We start from the raw sequence: 15439 nt of genomic DNA on the forward strand, positions 1-15439 counted from the left end.
CGTGCTTCAGGCCGGGCGGCCGAACAGGTTGTGGATCACCTCCCTCAGCCAGCGGTTGCCACTGTCCTGGTGGTAGCGAGCGTGCCAGTGTTGCTTCACCGTGAAACCCTCAACTGCAAACGGGCAGTCGTGCACTTGCAGGTCATGCATATCGGCTAGCGTCTGCCCGATGTGCCGAGGCAGGGTTGCGACCAGGTCCGTAGTGCCGACGATCATCCCCAGCCCGAGAAACGCGGGTAGCTCCAGCACGATGCGACGTTCGATGCTGGCGCGCGCCAGCCCCGCTTCCAGCAACTTCTGGCCGGTCCCCGCGCTGATCTGCACATGGCCCTCAGCGTGGTAGCGGGCCAGGTTCATGCCGCCTTCCAGCCGCGGGTGCTGGCGGTTGCTCAAACATACCCAGTCCTGTTCGAACAGGACCTGCTGGTACATCCCGCCACCCAGCCAAGGGACAAAGCCGATGGCGAGGTCGGCCTCACCCGACTCCAGCGCGCTTTCACTATTGCCATCGATGCGCACAGCCTCCAGGCGGATGCCCGGCGCATGCGTGCGCAGGTGGTTGAGGATGCTTGGCAGCAGGGTGATATGGCTGGCATCGCTGACACACAGGCGAAAGCGCCGTTGTGCCGTGGCGGGGATGAACTGCGGCTCCCAGGCGGTGAGCCTGCGCAGCGACTCAAGGACTTCGCGGCAAGGCCCGATCAACTGGTCGGCGCGCGGGGTAGGGGCCATGCCGCCGGGGGTGCGCACGAACAGAGGGTCGTTCAGTTGCTGGCGCAGGCGGGCCAGCCAGATGCTGATGGTCGGCTGGCTCTGGCCCAGCTGTTCGGCGGCACGCGTAACGCTACGGCAGTGGTAGAGCACATCGAACAATTGCAGCAGCTTGGGCTCGGGCAGGGCGTCGGCAGCAGGCATTATTGTAAATCTCAATCAGCATATTGCGGTCATTGTATAGCGCGAATAAAGCCCGCTGCATAAGGTAATCGCAAACCACAGGAGGTCTGCGATTTGAAAGTCTGCATTCTGGGTGCCGGCGCCTTGGGCTGCGCCATTGGTGCGGCGCTGAGCGAGGCCGGGCATGAAACCTGGCTACTAAACCGTGGCCGCGAGCATGTCGAAGCGATGAACCTGCACGGGTTGCAGGTGCAGGATGAGCGCGGTGAGCGCCAGGTGCGCGTCAACGCCACCACTGATGCCAACGACGTGGGTGTGGCCGAGCTGGTCGTGGTGCTGGTGAAGTCATTCCACACCGCCGAAGCGATGGCCGGGGCCACCGCGCTGCTGGGGCCGCAGACGCTGGTGCTGTCGCTGCAGAACGGCTTGGGGCACGAGGACATTCTGGCTGAGGTGGTCGGACGGGAACGGGTGCTGGCGGGTAAGACCTATGTGGGCGGCGTGCTACTTGCACCCGGTTCGATTCGCGCTGGTGTGGCGGGCAAACACACTTACATCGGTGAACTCGACGGGCAGTTTTCAGCGCGTGTCCAGGCCATCGCCGAGGCCTTCAACGCTGCCGGGCTGGCCACCACGGTCAGTGACAACATCCTCGGTACCATGTGGGACAAGCTGTTGGTCAATGTCGCCACGGGCGCACTCAGCGGTATCACCAAGCTCAGCTACGGCCAGTTGTACAGCGAGCCGCTGCTGGCCAGCACTGCCAAAGCGGCGGTGGCCGAGGCGATTGCGGTGGCCGAGCGTGCCGATATAAGCCTGAGCCTGACCAGCCCCGACGCCGCGTGGGCCTTGGCCGCCGAGGGCCTGCCATCGAGCTTCCGCACCTCGATGCTGCAAAGCCTGGAAAAAGGCTCGTTCACCGAAATCGACTTCATCAATGGCGCTGTCGTGCGCTGGGGCCAGCGCCACGGCGTCGCCACACCGGTAAACGCCACGTTGGTGGCCTGTATCAAGGGCATCGAACGCGCGATGGCCGATCATCAGAAAAGGGACAACCCATGAGCCAGCCAAAAGCCTACCTTGAACACGTGGCGTTCTGGGTGCAGGACATCCAGTGGCATATCCGTTTTTTCAGCGAAGTGTGTGGCATGACCATGCGTGAGGTGCAGGGCAGCGTCGAGCAACCGGCGCAGTACTGGACGCTGGGCGGCCTGCAGTTCATTCACCAGCCCGACTTTGCCGGCCCTGAGGGGCGCATGGCACACCTGGGCATCATGTGCGAAGACCTGGAGAGCGTCCTGGCAGCCGCCCAACGCTATGGCGTCAGCGAAATGCCCCAGGGCCGCAACTGGCTGCGCTTGCCGGACGGTCTGGCGGTGGAGTTCATTCAGGCGTTGCCGGCGAAGTGTGTTGCCCAGGCACTGGCCATCGACCCGCGTGCGCAGGTGCAGGCATGAGCGTGGTGGAAAGGTACTGGGATGATGCCCGCGAAGGCGATGAGTGCATCAGCCCCACCTATACCGTAACCCGTGAGCGCATCCTGGCCTACGCCGATCTCACGGGTGATCACACCCCGGTGCACGTTGACGAGGCCTACGCCAACGCCAGCCACTTCGGCTGCCTGGTTGCGCACGGTCTGTTCGGGCTGTCGATCGCCGATGGCCTGAAGACCCAGTGCGAGTACCGCTTCTTGCCGGGCATGTCGCTGGGCTGGACCTGGGATTTCGTGTTGCCGATCAAGGTCAACGATGTGTTGCATGTACGCATGCGGGTGGGGGCGATGCGGCCGAGCAACAGCCGGCCAGGCTGGGGCATCGTGGTACTGCCGTCAGAGCTGGTCAACCAGCATGGCCAGGTGGTGCAGCGCGGCGAGCACCGGTTGATGGTGCCACGGAGGGGGCAGGCATGAGCCAGGCATTGCCATTGGCGGGTATCCGCGTCATCGATTACAGCCACTTCCTTGCCGGGCCCTATGTGGGGCGCTGCCTGGCGGCGCTGGGCGCTGAAGTGATCAAAGTCGAGCGGCCGGGCAGCGGCGATGCTGGCCGCCAGCACGCCTTTACCCTGGATGATCAGCAGAGCGGCTACTTCCTGCAGATGAACATGGGCAAGCAGGGCGTCAGCGTGAACATGAAGGACCCACGCGGAAAAGCCTTCATGCAGCGCCTGGCCGACTCGGCCGATGTATTCATTGAAAACTACCGCCCCGGCGCGCTGGACAAGCTGGGGCTGGGCTATGCCGAGCTGTCGGTGCGTAACCCGCGCCTGGTGTACTGCTCGATCTCCGCCTATGGCCACACCGGGCCGGATGCCCACCGCGCCGGTTTCGGGCTGATTGCCGAGGCCAAGAGCGGGATCATGCAGATGGTCGGTGTGCCGGGTGAGGCGCCGCCATTGCTGCGCATTTCGCTGGGCGACATGTACACCGGTATTCACGCCGTAGCAGCGATCAACGCGGCACTGTTGGGGCGCGTGAGCAGTGGGCGCGGCCAGCACATTGACATGGCGCTGTACGACACCTTGGTGTCGATGCACGAGTACGCCGTGCAGTGCTACACGCTGTCCGATGGCACAGTGCTGCCCGAGCAGACCGGCCACGACATGCCCACGTCTACCTTGTACGGCGTGTTCCGCGCCGCTGATGGCGATCTGGTGATTGCAGCCCAGGTCGATGATGCCTGGCGGCGCTTCGCCGCCATGCTCGAAGCCAACGGCGGCCCGGCAGGTTTTGGCAGCGATAACCGCTACCACGACCTGAATGGCCGCAATGCCCACCGCGAGGCGATTCTGGCGGTGGTGCGTGAATGGGCGGGTGCGCGCTCGGTGGCGGAGATCCTTGCCTTGCTCGACACCGTCGACATTCCCAGTGCCAAGGTACAGCGTATCGATGAGGTGTTGGCCGACCCGCAAATCCAGGCGCGCAACATGGTCATCGAACAGCTGCACCCTCGCTACGGTACCCTGCGCCTGCCCAATCTGCCGTTCCGGTTTTCCGACTGTGACACCACGATCCATCAGGTAGCCCCGGACCTCGGCCAGCACAACGCCGAAGTGGCCGCAGCGCTTGGCTTCAGCCCTGAAGAAATCACCGCCCTGCAGGCAGACGGTGTGTTGTTTACCCACGGAGATACACGATGAGCGACCGCTACGCAGTGATCGGCCGACCGATCAACCACACCAAGTCACCGCTGATTCATGGCCTGTTCGCTCAGGCCTGCGGCCAGCAACTGGAATACGGGGCTATTGAAGGCTCGCTGGACGGTTTTGAGGCCCAGGTGTTGCAGTTTCGCACTGACGGTGGGCTGGGCATGAACATCACCGCCCCGTTCAAACTGCGTGCCTTCGAGCTGGCCGACCGGCGCAGCGAGCGCGCGCAGTTGGCCCGGGCCGCCAATGCGCTGAAGTTCGAGGATGGCCATATCACAGCTGAAAACTTCGACGGCATCGGCTTGCTGCGCGATATCGAAGCCAACCTCGGTGAGCCGCTGCGCAACCGCCGCGTGCTGATGCTTGGCGCCGGTGGTGCAGTGCGCGGCGCGCTATTGCCGTTCTTGCACGCGCAGCCCAGCGAGCTGGTGATTGCAAACCGCGACATGACCAAGGCCTTGGCACTGCGTAACGAACTGGATCACCCAAGGCTGCGTATCAGCCGTTACGAAGCGCTGGAAGGGCAAACCTTCGACATTGTGGTCAACGCCACTTCCGCCAGCCTTGTCGGTGAACTGCCGCCGCTGCCTGGCGGGGTGCTGGGCGACGCGCGACTGGCGTATGAACTGGCCTACGGCAAAGGCCTCACGCCGTTCCTGCGCCTGGCGCGCGAGGCCGGTGTGGCACGCCTGGCGGATGGCGTGGGTATGCTGGTCGAGCAGGCCGCAGAGGCGTTTGCCTGGTGGCGAGGCGTACGGCCTGAAACCCGTGCCGTGATCGACCGCCTGACGATTGCGCTGGAATAAGCCATGGTTGCCAATGTCCTGATGCTGCACGGTATCAACCACAACATGTTTGGCAAGCGCGACCCGCGCCAGTATGGCACGGCAACCCTGGCCGATATCGACCAGGCCTTGGAGGCGCTGGGCGCGGAGCTGGGGGCAAGGGTCGAGAGCTTCCAGAGCAACTTCGAAGGTGCCCTGTGCGAGCGTATCCATCGGGCCTTTGACGACCGGGTGGATGCAGTGCTGATCAATGCCGGGGCGTGGACGCATTACAGCTACGGTATTCGTGATGCACTGGCCATTCTTGAGGTGCCGGTGGTTGAAGTGCATATGTCGAACATCCATGCTAGGGAACCGTTTCGGCACCATTCGGTGTTTGCCGAGGTGGTGCGTGGGCAGATCTGCGGGTTTGGTGTCGAGACTTACCTGCTGGCGTTGCGTGCAGTCATGCGCATGCTCTAGGTCCCGGCTCCCACAGGGGCCGCTCACGGCCCCATGGATTCATTGCCAACCAGAAGGACGCGTACCTTGGCCAATCCGGCAGCCCCCTATACCTCGCGCCAAGCCACCTGCATCGCCTTGCTGGTCGCCATCACCTTCTTCATGGAAAACCTCGACGCCACTGTCATTGCCACGGCGCTGCCGCAGATGGCCAGTGATTTCGGCGAAAATGCGGTCAGCCTGAACATCGGCATCAGTGCCTATCTGCTGGCGGTGGCGGTGTTCATTCCGCTGAGCGGCTGGGTGGCCGACCGCTTCGGCGCGCGACAGGTGTTCGCCGGGGCCATTGGCCTGTTTACCGTGGCGTCGCTGCTGTGTGGGATGGCCACCAACCTGCAAACCTTCATCGCCGCGCGGGTATTACAGGGTATTGGCGGTGCCTTGATGGTGCCGGTAGGCCGGCTGGTGGTGCTGCGTACCACCGAAAAGAAAGACCTGGTGAAAATGCTTGCGGTGATCACCTGGCCCGGGCTGGTGGCACCAGTCCTGGGGCCACCGCTCGGTGGCCTGATCGTCACCCATTGGTCGTGGCCCTGGATCTTCTACCTGAACATCCCCCTCGGGTTGGTGGCGATCGCGGCGGCCTGGTTACTGGTTCCGAATGCCCGTTTAGATGAAACGCGCCGTTTCGACATGCTGGGCTTCGTGTTTCTGGCTTCGGCTTGTGCGGCGTGGCTGGTCGGCCTGGAAATGCTTGGTTCACTGGCGGGGGGCAGCCTGGAGGGCGGGCTGACGCTGGTGTTGCTGGGTGGGGGGTTGAGCGGGTTGGCGATCCGTCACTGCAAGCGCCATCCTGCACCGCTGTTGCCACTGGAGACCTTGGCTATCCCCACGTTCAGGGTCAGCATCGTGGGCGGTACCTTGTTCCGCCTGTCGATCAGCGCCTTGCCGTTTTTGATCCCTCTGCTGTTGCAGATCGGTTTTGGCCTGTCGCCAGTGGATGCCGGGCTGCTGGTGCTGGCGATCTTCGCGGGCAACCTGGCGATGAAGCCGTTCACCACCCGCTTGCTGCGCCGTTATGGCTTTCGCCGGGTGTTGCTGGTCAATGGCGTGATTGGCGTTGGATGCATTCTGGCTTGCCTGGGCTTGCAGCCAGGCATGCCGTGGTACTGGATGGCGGTGGTGCTGTTCGTGGGCGGGCTTTCGCGCTCGATGCAATTCACCACCTACAACGCTGTCGGCTTTGCCGAAGTGCCCAAGCAGCAGATGGGCGAGGCTTCGACGTTGTTCAGCATGTGCTTCCAGCTGGCGATGGCCTTGGGGGTGGCGGTGGTGGCGCTGCTGCTACGCGTAGCGATGATGGTGCGGGGGGGCGAGAGTGAGATGTCAGTCAGCGACTTTCACTGGGCGTTGATCGGCGTTGCATTGATCGCCTGTGTCGCGTTGGTGGATGCCATCCGCTTGCCGAGCAACGCCGGGGAGCACGTGCTGCGCACTTGATCGTTGAAGGGTCCGGCTACAAGGCATCACGCAGCTGGATGACACCGTCGAGCGCCAGCGCCTGGGCCGAGTAGCACAGGCCGATGCGTCGGCGCAGGTCCAGTTGTGGCATAGGCTCGCTGTGTACGCCACGGTGCTCGGCCGCCAGTGACTCCGGCACGATCGCGGTGCCCAGGCCTGCGGCGACCAGCTCCAGGGCCAGGGCAAAGCTATCGGCCTCTGCCACAGGCGTGCCGCTGTAAAACGGTTGCAGGCGCTGATGGCTGGGCTGTGCAGGGCAGGTGATCCACTGGGCCTTGGTGGGGGCCTGCGGTGCGGTCGCCAGGACGAACCGGTCGCTGTGCAGCGGCAGAAACAGTTCATCCTCACAACGCAGTTCCTCGCTGGCGAGCCGCACTGCGCCCATGCAGCCGGTCACCAGTTGCAGGCGCACCGGAGGCTGGAGGGCTGCCGCTGCCAGCACCACCTTGCCCAGCACCGCCGCGCTCACATCCTGCTCGACACCGATCTGCAACGGCGTGCGTTCACGATCCCCTTTGAAGCGCCCAAGCAGGCGGTTGGCATCGGCGACCATGCGCTGCGCCTCGGGGTACAGCGCCCGGGCATCCTCTGTTACCTCAACGCCGCGGGCCTGGCGAACGAACAGCGTGGTGCCCAGCGCTTCTTCCAGTGCCTTGATGCTGCCGGAAAGCGCCGGTTGGCTAAGGTGAATCGAGCGCGCGGCGGCGGTGATGTTGCGCTCTTCGAACACGGCGATGAAGGCACGAAGCTGGCGATAGTCCATAGGGTACCCATAAGTGATGCCGATGGCTGTGAAAGGAATTTCCCATTTTTCGCAAGAAAAACAGGTTTCTATACTGGCTCTACTTCTTACCCATAGGCAAATCGGATAACAGGATGGTGACCATGACCAACACCCATAAACCCTTGGTAGTCATTACCGGCGCCAGCTCCGGCATCGGCCTGGCCACCGCCAGGCTACTGTCCAGCCGTGGCCACGCCTTGCTGCTGCTTTCGCGTCGCCTGGCGCCGATGCAGCAACTGCAGTTGCCAAACACGCTGGCACTGTCGGTTGATATCACCGACCGCACTGCGGTGCAGGCCGCCGTCGCCGAAGCCGAAACGCGCTTTGGGCCGGTAGACGCGATCATCAACAATGCGGGGGTGATGCTGTTGGGCAACATCACCACCCAGGACCCGGAGCAGTGGGACCGCATGCTCGACGTCAACGTGCGTGGGCTGCTCAACGGCATCCATGCCGTGGCCAGCGGTATGGTCGAGCGCAAGCACGGCACCCTCATCAACGTCAGCTCCGTGGCCGGTCGCAAGGCATTCCCCAACCATGTCGCCTACGTCGGTACCAAGTTCGCCGTCACTGGCCTTTCGGAAAACCTGCGTGAAGAACTGGCGCCGAGCAACGTGCGGGTGATCACCATCGAGCCAGGCGCGGTCGATACCGAGCTGCTCAGCCACACGACCGATGATGCCATCAAGGCCGGCTACAACGACTGGAAGCAGGAAATGGGCGGGGTACTCACGGCCGAGACCATTGCCGAGACCATCGGCTTTGCCTACGGCCAGCCTCAATCGGTGTGCATTCGGGAAATCGTGGTGTGCGCTACCCGCCAGCAGGCGTGACGGGTAACGCGGGGTGCATCACGCACCGCTGACCAGTTGGTGCGCCAGCTGGTTGTGGCGCTCCAGCACGCGGGGCAGGTCGACGGTGGTCAACTGGCCGTCCTGGACCACCACACGGCCGTTGATCACGCTGGTGTGCACCTGGGTCGGGGTGCAGAACACCAGTGCCGCCAGCGGGTCGTGATGGCCGCCGGCATAGGCCACGTGGCCCAGGTCGAAGGCGACGAAGTCGGCGACCATGCCGGGCGCCAGGGCGCCGATGTCATTGCGGTTGAGCACCTTGGCACCGCCCAGGGTGGCGATTTCCAGGGCTTCGCGTGCGGTCATGGCGTCGGGGCCGAAGCCTACCCGTTGCAGCAGCAGGGCCTGGCGCACTTCACCGATCATGCTGGCGCCATCGTTGGACGCCGAACCATCGACCCCCAGGCCCACCGGCACGCCGTGGTCGCGCATCTTGCGCACCGGGGCGATGCCCGAGGCCAGGCGCATGTTCGAGCAAGGGCAGTGGGCGACCCCGGTGCCGGTGCGGGCGAACAGCTCGATGCCGTGCTGGTCGAGCTGCACACAGTGTGCATGCCAGACATCATGACCGACCCAGCCGAGGTCTTCGGCGTATTCGGCGGGGGTCATGCCGAATTTCTCGCGGCTGTAGGCGATATCGTTGACGTTTTCGGCCAGGTGGGTGTGTAGCGACACCCCGTATTGGCGCGCCAGGGCGGCGGCTTCGCGCATCAAGTCGCGGCTGACCGAGAAGGGCGAGCAGGGCGCCACCACGATACGGCGCATCGCGCCATGGCTGGCATCGTGGTAGTCCTCGATCAGGCGCTGGGACTCCTTGAGGATGTCGGCCTCCTTTTCCACCACCGCGTCAGGCGGCAGGCCGCCCTGGCTCTGGCCCACGCTCATGCTGCCGCGCGCGGCGTGGAAGCGCATGCCGATTTCGGCGGCGGCATGGATGCTGTCGTCGAGCTTGCAGCCGTTGGGGTAGATGTACAGGTGGTCGCTGGAGGTGGTGCAGCCGGACAGGATCAGTTCGGCCATCGCGGTCTGGGTCGACACCGCGATCATTTCGGGGGTAAGGCGTGCCCAGATCGGGTACAGGTTGGTCAGCCAGTTGAACAGCTCACCGTCCTGGGCAGCAGGCACCACGCGGGTGAGGCTCTGGTACATGTGGTGGTGGGTGTTGACCAGGCCCGGGATCACCACTTTGCCGGCCATGTCCAGGATGACATCGGCCTGTTTTGGCAAGGTGTCGCTGGAGCCGACCTGCTTGATCAGGTTGCCTTCGATGAACAGGCCGCCGTGTTTGATTTCGCGGCGTTCGCCGTCCATGGTGACCAGGAGTGCAGCGTTTTTGACGAGGAGGGTTTTCTTGCGGGTTGCAGATGACATGGCTAAGGCCCGTCGCAATACGCATCGGCGTTTACCGATGTCGTAGGCGAACGGTTATGTAATCAGAATTCCTGAAAGTTGTATACATTGACCGGTTATTGATGAATATGGATCATTTAATTTGTGAAATATGACCAGAAATAGGAATTCATTTTGCCAATAGACTGACAGCCTCTTTTCTGGAGCCTGTCTTGATGTCTGTTCATGAATCCAGCCTTGGGGCTGCCACTGCCGGCCGAAACGTTGCTATCAGCATCGCCATCCTGGCCTTCTCGGCATTCCTGATCGTCACCACTGAGTTCCTCATTGTCGGGTTGCTGCCCGCGCTCAGCCAGGACCTGGGGATATCGATCTCGATGGCGGGCCAGTTGGTCACGCTGTTTGCCTTTACCGTCATGCTTACCGGCCCGGTCTTGACAGCCGCACTGGCCCATCTGGACCGCAAGCGGTTGTTCATCACCATCCTGCTGGTGTTTGCCGCAGCCAATGCGCTGGCTGCGGCATCGAACAGTTTCTGGGTGCTGGCTATCGCGCGGGTGATTCCGGCTTTGGCATTGCCGGTGTTCTGGGGCACCGCCAGCGAAACGGCCGGGCACCTGGCCGGGCGTGATCGCGCGGGGCAGGCCATCGCCAAGGTTTATCTGGGCATCTCGGCGGCGATGTTGCTGGGCATTCCGCTGGGTACCGTGGCGGCCAATGCCGTGGGCTGGCGTGGCGCGTTCTGGATACTGGCCGCGCTGTCGCTGCTGATGGCGTTGGCCATGGGGTTGTGGATGCCGCGAGTCGCCCGCACGGCGAAAATCGATTTCATGCAGCAGGCGCGCATTTTCAAGGAGCGCTATTTTCTCGCCAATGTGCTGCTGTCGGTGGTGGTGTTCACTGCGATGTTCACCGGCTACACCTACCTAGCCGATCTGCTGCAGCGGGTTGTCGGCGTCGCACCGGCACATACCGGCTGGTGGCTGATGGGCTTTGGCGCAGTCGGCCTGTTTGGCAACTGGATCGGCGGGCGCGCAGTGGACCGTTCACCGCTCTGGGCGACGGCGCTGTTCCTGCTGCTGCTGGCCATAGGTATGGCGGCGCTGGTGCCGCTGGCAGGTTCCGGCCTGGCATTCTGCCTGGCACTGGCGGTGTGGGGCATTGCCAACACGGCGCTGTACCCCGTCAGCCAGGTGCGGGTGATGGGTTCGGTGACGCATGCCCAAGCCTTGGCCGGTACCACCAATGTGTCGGCGGCCAACGCTGGGATCGGCCTGGGCGCCGTGCTCGGTGGCATGACCATCCCTGGTTTGGGTATCGAGTACCTGGGCTACATGGCCGCCGGTGTCGCGCTGTTGGCGCTGGGCTTGGTGCCGCTGGTGAGCAGCCTTTCGCGTCAGCCCGCTGTGCTGGCACGGGTGCCGTGAGGCGACAACCGGGGCAGCAGATAGTCACGCAAGGCGCGCACCTTGGGTAACCCTTCGCGGCTTTTCAGCCACACCAGGTTCATCGGCAGGCCGTCGGTGGCCAGGGCCGGCAACACCTCCACCAGGCGCCCTTGATCGAGGTGTTGCTGGGTCAGCCAGGTGGGCAGCTGGCCGATGCCATGTCCGGCCAGCACGGCTGCAACTTCCCCCTCGCCGTCGCCCACCGCGATGCGCGGCTGCACGGTGCGTCGCTCCATCTCGCCAGGTTGGCGGCCCTTGAAGAACCATGGGCTGACCATGCCGTCGGTGTGGCCATAACCGATGCAGTGATGGTGTTCCAGGTCGCGCTCGTCTTGCGGCACGCCGTGCTTTTCCAGGTAGGAGGGGGCGGCACAGAACATCAGGCGCTGGGCACCGAAGTACTGGTGGCCGAGCGCGGCCGGCCATGCATCCGGGCCTCCGATGCGCACGACGATATCGATGCCTTCGTGCACCGGGTCGACAAAACGATCGGAAAACGACACATGCGGCTGCAGCAGAGGGTGCAGGCGGATGAAGTCGAGGATCAGTGGCAGCACATGCAAGCGACCGTAGGAGGCGGGCAGCTCTATTCGGACTTTGCCGTGGGGTTGACTATCGCTGGCGACCAGTGCGTGCTCGACCTCTTCCAGGTCAGTCAGCACCGAGGTGCAAGTGCGGTAGAACACCACGCCCGCCTCGCTGAGCGACAGGCTGCGGGTGGTGCGATTGAACAGGCGTGCGCCCAGGCGAGCCTCCAGCCGGGCCACGCTCTTGCTGATGGCCGAGCTGGTGAGGTTGAGCCGCTCGGCGGCTGCGGTGAAGCTGCCCATATCGGCGACGGCGACGAAAACATCGATGCCTTTGAGGCGTTCGGAGGAGTACATGGCCGGCCTTTTGATGAATTGGGTTTGATTGTCGGTGCTGCATTATTCAATGCTGACAACCAAAATTCATCAATGGTGTGAGCCTGTAACGTCCTCTTCGCGGTGATTAGGCGCCTCGAAGAGGACGGCACAGGCTACCTCAGTGCCCGATCAAACCGTCTCCCGGGTGGCCACACCATCCACCAACCGCGCAATCCCCAGCGGGTTGGCGCTTTTCAGCGCATCCGGCAGCAGTGCCTCCGGGTAGTTCTGGAAGCACACCGGGCGCAGGAAGCGGTCGATGGCCAGGGTGCCGACCGAGGTGCCTCGGGCATCGGACGTGGCCGGGTAAGGCCCGCCATGCACCATCGCGTCCGATACCTCTACGCCGGTCGGGTAGCCGTTCAGCAGCAGGCGCCCGGCCTTGCGTTCCAGCAGTGGCACCAGTCCGGCAAAGGCGTGCAGGTCGTCAGGCTCGGCAATCAGGGTGGCCGTCAGCTGGCCCTGCAGGTGGCGCAACGCCTCGGCCAGTTGCTGGGCATCGGCCACTTCCACTACGACGGTGGTCGGGCCGAATACTTCTTCCTGTAGCAGTGGGTCGCCGTTCAGCAGCAGGCTTACGTCAGCCTTGAACAGCTGTGGCCGGGCCTGGTTACCGGTTTGCGGCTGCCCGGCCAGATGCTGGATGCCTGGGTGTGCCAGCAGGTGCTGCACATCGTTCTGGTAGCTGCGCAGGGTTCCGGCATTGAGCATGGTCTGTGGACCCTGGTCGGCCATCCGCGCCACCAGCGTGTGCACGAAGTGCTCGAACTGCGGCGACCGAATACCGATGACCAGGCCCGGGTTGGTGCAGAACTGCCCGCAACCCAGCACCACCGAGGCGGCCAGCTCTGCAGCCACTTGCTCGCCACGGGCCAGCAGCGCCTGGGGCAGCACGATGACCGGGTTGATGCTGCTCATTTCGGCGAACACCGGGATTGGCTGCGGGCGCGCGGCAGCCATGTCGCACAGGGCGCGGCCACCCCGCAGCGAGCCGGTGAACCCCACTGCCTGAATGGCCGGGTGCTTGACCAGCGCTTCGCCCACGCCGGCACCGTAGATCATGTTGAACACCCCTGCCGGCATGCCGCTGCTGGCCACGGCGCGGTCGATGGCTGCGGCGACATAAGCGGCCGTGAGCATGTGCCCGCTGTGCGCCTTGAACACCACGGGGCAGCCCGCTGCCAGCGCCGAGGCGGTGTCACCCCCTGCGGTGGAGAAGGCCAGTGGGAAGTTGCTGGCGCCGAACACGGCCACCGGGCCCACGCCGATGCGGTACTGGCGCAGGTCCGGGCGTGGCAGCGGGGTACGCTGGGGCAGGGCGCGGTCGATTCGGGCGGCGTAGAAGTCGCCACGGCGTACCACCTCGGCAAACAGGCGCAACTGGTTGCTAGTACGGCTGCGTTCGCCACGGATGCGGGCTTCGGGCAGTGCGGTTTCGCGGGTGACATGCTGGATGAAGTCGTCGCCCAGGGCGTCCAGTTCGTTGGCGATGGCGTCGAGGAAGGCGGCGCGCTGTGCCGGGCGGGTACTGCGGTAGGCCGGGTAGGCAACCTCGGCAGCCTGCACGGCAGCCTCGATTTCGTCGCCGGTTGCCTGGTGGAAGGCGTACGGCAGCGGCTCGCCGCTGTGGGCGTCGAAGCTGTTCAGCAGCACGTCCCCGTTGCCGCTGAGTTGGCCGGCGATGTGGTTCAGGCGATGTTCGATGGACATTTCGGTTCCCGTTGGCAATGACAGTCGTTGCGCTGGGACTGTAGGCGGCTAACGGGAGGCTGAATAATGATTAATGCGGATCGGGTGATAACGAACGGTTATCACCCGGTGCTCAGCGTCACTCGGCCATCTGCAACTCCGGCAGCTTCACCCGGAACGCCTTGGTCAGCCCCATCAGCACCACCAACCCCATGCCCATCCAGCACAGGCCGATGGTGAACGACAGGCTGGTCAGGCTGCTCCACAGCCACAGGGTGCTAAGGAAACCCAGGCCGGGAATGGCGCCATACAGCAGGTAGTTGCGGCCACCGCGTAGCTTCTGATCGACCAGGTAGTGCTTGACCACCGCCAGGTTTACCGCCGAAAAGGCGAACAGGGCGCCAAAGCTGATCATGTTGGCCACGGTGTCGAGGGTGATGACCAGGGCGATGAGGGACAGCAGGCTGACCACCAGAATGGCAGTCGCCGGTACGCGCTTTTTCGTCACCAGCTGGCCGAACGCACGCGGCAATGCGCCGTCGCGGCCCATGGCGAACAGCACGCGTGAGACGCTGGCTTGGGACACCATGGCCGAGGCGAAGCAGCCGGCCACGTAGGTGGCGGTGAACGCAGTTACCAGCCATTCGCCGCCCACACGGCGCATGACATCCACCGAGGCCGAGTCCGGGTCGGCAAAGCTGCCCCAGTCGGGGAACACCATTTGTGCGCAGTACGACACTACCAGGAACAGCAAGCCGCCGATCAGCGACACGGCCAGGATCGCCACGGGAATGCGGTAGGTCGGGTTGTTGGTTTCCTCAGCCATGGTCGACACCGCGTCAAAGCCGAGAAACGACAGGCACAGCACGGCGGCGCCCGTCATGATCAACGGCACGTTGAAGCCTTCGTGATGGAAGGGGGCCAGCAGCGACACCGGCTCCGCCTGTCCGTTGAGCTTGAGCACGGACAGGGCGACGAAGACGATGATGAACACCAACTGCGCTACCACCAGGATCCAGTTGACGCGGGTGATCGACTCGATGCCGATCAGGTTGAGGAACGTGACCAGGGCAATGGAGCCCGCCACCCACACCCAGGCGTGGATCGCCGGAAAGTATTCCGACATGTAGATGCCGATCAGCAGGTAGCTGAGCAGCGGCAGGAAGATGTAGTCGAGCAGCAGCGTCCAGCCGGTGATGAAGCCGATGTGGCTGCCGAAGGCTTTGCGCGTGTAGGTGTAGACCGAGCCGGAGTAGGGGTGGGCCTGGACCATGCGGCCGTAGCTGTAGGCGGTGAGCAGCATGGCGGCGAGGGTGAGCAGGTAGGCGGTGGGCAGGTGCCCTTTGGTCATCTGGGTGACCAGCCCGTAGGTGGTGAAGACGGCCAGGGGCACCATGTAGGCCAGGCCGAACAGCACCAGGGCGGTCATGCCCATGGACTTACGGAAGCGGCCGGTGCTGAAGCCGGGGTGTGACGGTGCATGCGAAGCAGGCGAATGGGCTGTACTTGTTGTTGTATGCATTGCTAACTCCTGGAAAGGGATGCAGGGCACCGCAGTACGCGAGCAGGCTCGCTACCGGTGGGGGGTGTGCAAGGAGGTCGAGCGCAAGGCTCGCAGCGC

Annotated in this window: 15 protein-coding genes; 9 read left to right on the plus strand and 6 right to left on the minus strand. The window is 63.9% G+C overall.

Features of this window, described 5'->3' with window-relative positions; all coding sequences use genetic code 11:
• Positions 1 to 6 precede the first annotated feature (6 nt).
• Positions 7 to 915 carry a LysR family transcriptional regulator gene (locus ACF8R4_RS09050; RefSeq protein WP_060497172.1) on the minus strand — a complete coding sequence of 303 codons (909 nt, stop codon included), beginning with the start codon at positions 913 to 915 and terminating at the stop codon, positions 7 to 9.
• Between the two features lie 93 nt (positions 916 to 1008).
• On the opposite strand from ACF8R4_RS09050, the gene ACF8R4_RS09055 reads away from it, so the two are divergent.
• From ACF8R4_RS09055 to ACF8R4_RS09085, 7 genes are all read left to right on the plus strand, one after another.
• Positions 1009 to 1956, plus strand: a complete 948-nt coding sequence (locus ACF8R4_RS09055) for a ketopantoate reductase family protein (RefSeq protein WP_392492252.1) — start codon at positions 1009 to 1011, stop codon at positions 1954 to 1956.
• Positions 1953 to 2351 carry a VOC family protein gene (locus tag ACF8R4_RS09060; protein ID WP_016714609.1) on the plus strand — a complete coding sequence of 133 codons (399 nt, stop codon included), beginning with the start codon at positions 1953 to 1955 and terminating at the stop codon, positions 2349 to 2351. Before ACF8R4_RS09055 ends, ACF8R4_RS09060 begins: the two co-directional genes overlap by 4 nt.
• Complete coding sequence (locus ACF8R4_RS09065) at positions 2348 to 2803, plus strand: MaoC family dehydratase (protein WP_060497170.1); 456 nt, start codon at positions 2348 to 2350, stop codon at positions 2801 to 2803. Before ACF8R4_RS09060 ends, ACF8R4_RS09065 begins: the two co-directional genes overlap by 4 nt.
• Positions 2800 to 4032, plus strand: coding sequence for a CaiB/BaiF CoA-transferase family protein (locus tag ACF8R4_RS09070; protein WP_060497169.1), 1233 nt, complete (start codon positions 2800 to 2802; stop codon positions 4030 to 4032). Before ACF8R4_RS09065 ends, ACF8R4_RS09070 begins: the two co-directional genes overlap by 4 nt.
• Positions 4029 to 4847: a shikimate dehydrogenase gene (aroE, locus tag ACF8R4_RS09075; protein ID WP_060497168.1), complete on the plus strand. Its 819-nt coding sequence runs from the start codon at positions 4029 to 4031 to the stop codon at positions 4845 to 4847. Before ACF8R4_RS09070 ends, aroE begins: the two co-directional genes overlap by 4 nt.
• A gap of 3 nt (positions 4848 to 4850) precedes the next feature.
• Positions 4851 to 5288 carry a type II 3-dehydroquinate dehydratase gene (gene aroQ / locus ACF8R4_RS09080; RefSeq protein ID WP_060497167.1) on the plus strand — a complete coding sequence of 146 codons (438 nt, stop codon included), beginning with the start codon at positions 4851 to 4853 and terminating at the stop codon, positions 5286 to 5288.
• A gap of 66 nt (positions 5289 to 5354) precedes the next feature.
• Positions 5355 to 6767 (plus strand): MFS transporter, encoded by a 1413-nt coding sequence (locus ACF8R4_RS09085; RefSeq protein WP_104834546.1) that lies wholly within the window; start codon positions 5355 to 5357, stop codon positions 6765 to 6767.
• A gap of 16 nt (positions 6768 to 6783) precedes the next feature.
• Here the strand turns inward: ACF8R4_RS09085 and ACF8R4_RS09090 are convergent, their stop codons facing one another.
• Complete coding sequence (locus ACF8R4_RS09090) at positions 6784 to 7551, minus strand: LysR family transcriptional regulator (protein ID WP_060497165.1); 768 nt, start codon at positions 7549 to 7551, stop codon at positions 6784 to 6786.
• 122 nt (positions 7552 to 7673) lie between these two features.
• Here ACF8R4_RS09090 and ACF8R4_RS09095 point away from each other — a divergent pair, with 122 nt between their 5' ends.
• Positions 7674 to 8405, plus strand: coding sequence for an SDR family oxidoreductase (locus ACF8R4_RS09095; RefSeq protein WP_060497164.1), 732 nt, complete (start codon positions 7674 to 7676; stop codon positions 8403 to 8405).
• An 18-nt stretch (positions 8406 to 8423) separates the two neighbouring features.
• Here the strand turns inward: ACF8R4_RS09095 and ACF8R4_RS09100 are convergent, their stop codons facing one another.
• Positions 8424 to 9797: an 8-oxoguanine deaminase gene (locus ACF8R4_RS09100; protein ID WP_060497163.1), complete on the minus strand. Its 1374-nt coding sequence runs from the start codon at positions 9795 to 9797 to the stop codon at positions 8424 to 8426.
• 194 nt (positions 9798 to 9991) lie between these two features.
• Here ACF8R4_RS09100 and ACF8R4_RS09105 point away from each other — a divergent pair, with 194 nt between their 5' ends.
• On the plus strand, positions 9992 to 11203 hold the full coding sequence (locus ACF8R4_RS09105) for an MFS transporter (protein WP_060497162.1): 1212 nt from the start codon (positions 9992 to 9994) through the stop codon (positions 11201 to 11203).
• Here the strand turns inward: ACF8R4_RS09105 and ACF8R4_RS09110 are convergent.
• The 3 genes from ACF8R4_RS09110 to ACF8R4_RS09120 form a co-directional block, all read right to left on the minus strand.
• A complete protein-coding gene (locus tag ACF8R4_RS09110) occupies positions 11173 to 12108 on the minus strand; it encodes a LysR family transcriptional regulator (protein ID WP_060497161.1) in 936 nt (311 codons plus the stop codon). The two genes, ACF8R4_RS09105 and ACF8R4_RS09110, sit on opposite strands and share 31 nt — an antisense overlap.
• 150 nt (positions 12109 to 12258) lie before the next feature.
• On the minus strand, positions 12259 to 13839 hold the full coding sequence (locus tag ACF8R4_RS09115; RefSeq protein WP_164524636.1) for an aldehyde dehydrogenase (NADP(+)): 1581 nt from the start codon (positions 13837 to 13839) through the stop codon (positions 12259 to 12261).
• A 118-nt stretch (positions 13840 to 13957) separates the two neighbouring features.
• On the minus strand, positions 13958 to 15340 hold the full coding sequence (locus tag ACF8R4_RS09120) for an APC family permease (RefSeq protein WP_060497159.1): 1383 nt from the start codon (positions 15338 to 15340) through the stop codon (positions 13958 to 13960).
• Positions 15341 to 15439: the final 99 nt, after the last annotated feature.

Source organism: Pseudomonas sp. FYR_2, assembly GCF_043106425.1.
Classification (GTDB): domain Bacteria; phylum Pseudomonadota; class Gammaproteobacteria; order Pseudomonadales; family Pseudomonadaceae; genus Aquipseudomonas; species Aquipseudomonas monteilii.

Excerpts from the sequence above, each read along its gene's own strand:
- aroE (WP_060497168.1), top strand. The coding sequence starts at position 4,029 with ATGAGCGACCGCTACGCAGTGATCGGCCGACCGATCAACCACACCAAG.
- ACF8R4_RS09110 (WP_060497161.1), bottom strand. The coding sequence starts at position 12,108 with ATGTACTCCTCCGAACGCCTCAAAGGCATCGATGTTTTCGTCGCCGTC.
- ACF8R4_RS09120 (WP_060497159.1), bottom strand. The coding sequence starts at position 15,340 with ATGCATACAACAACAAGTACAGCCCATTCGCCTGCTTCGCATGCACCG.
- ACF8R4_RS09105 (WP_060497162.1), top strand. The coding sequence starts at position 9,992 with ATGTCTGTTCATGAATCCAGCCTTGGGGCTGCCACTGCCGGCCGAAAC.
- ACF8R4_RS09100 (WP_060497163.1), bottom strand. The coding sequence starts at position 9,797 with ATGTCATCTGCAACCCGCAAGAAAACCCTCCTCGTCAAAAACGCTGCA.
- ACF8R4_RS09115 (WP_164524636.1), bottom strand. The coding sequence starts at position 13,839 with ATGTCCATCGAACATCGCCTGAACCACATCGCCGGCCAACTCAGCGGC.
- ACF8R4_RS09090 (WP_060497165.1), bottom strand. The coding sequence starts at position 7,551 with ATGGACTATCGCCAGCTTCGTGCCTTCATCGCCGTGTTCGAAGAGCGC.
- aroQ (WP_060497167.1), top strand. The coding sequence starts at position 4,851 with ATGGTTGCCAATGTCCTGATGCTGCACGGTATCAACCACAACATGTTT.
- ACF8R4_RS09070 (WP_060497169.1), top strand. The coding sequence starts at position 2,800 with ATGAGCCAGGCATTGCCATTGGCGGGTATCCGCGTCATCGATTACAGC.
- ACF8R4_RS09060 (WP_016714609.1), top strand. The coding sequence starts at position 1,953 with ATGAGCCAGCCAAAAGCCTACCTTGAACACGTGGCGTTCTGGGTGCAG.
- ACF8R4_RS09050 (WP_060497172.1), bottom strand. The coding sequence starts at position 915 with ATGCCTGCTGCCGACGCCCTGCCCGAGCCCAAGCTGCTGCAATTGTTC.
- ACF8R4_RS09095 (WP_060497164.1), top strand. The coding sequence starts at position 7,674 with ATGACCAACACCCATAAACCCTTGGTAGTCATTACCGGCGCCAGCTCC.
- ACF8R4_RS09065 (WP_060497170.1), top strand. The coding sequence starts at position 2,348 with ATGAGCGTGGTGGAAAGGTACTGGGATGATGCCCGCGAAGGCGATGAG.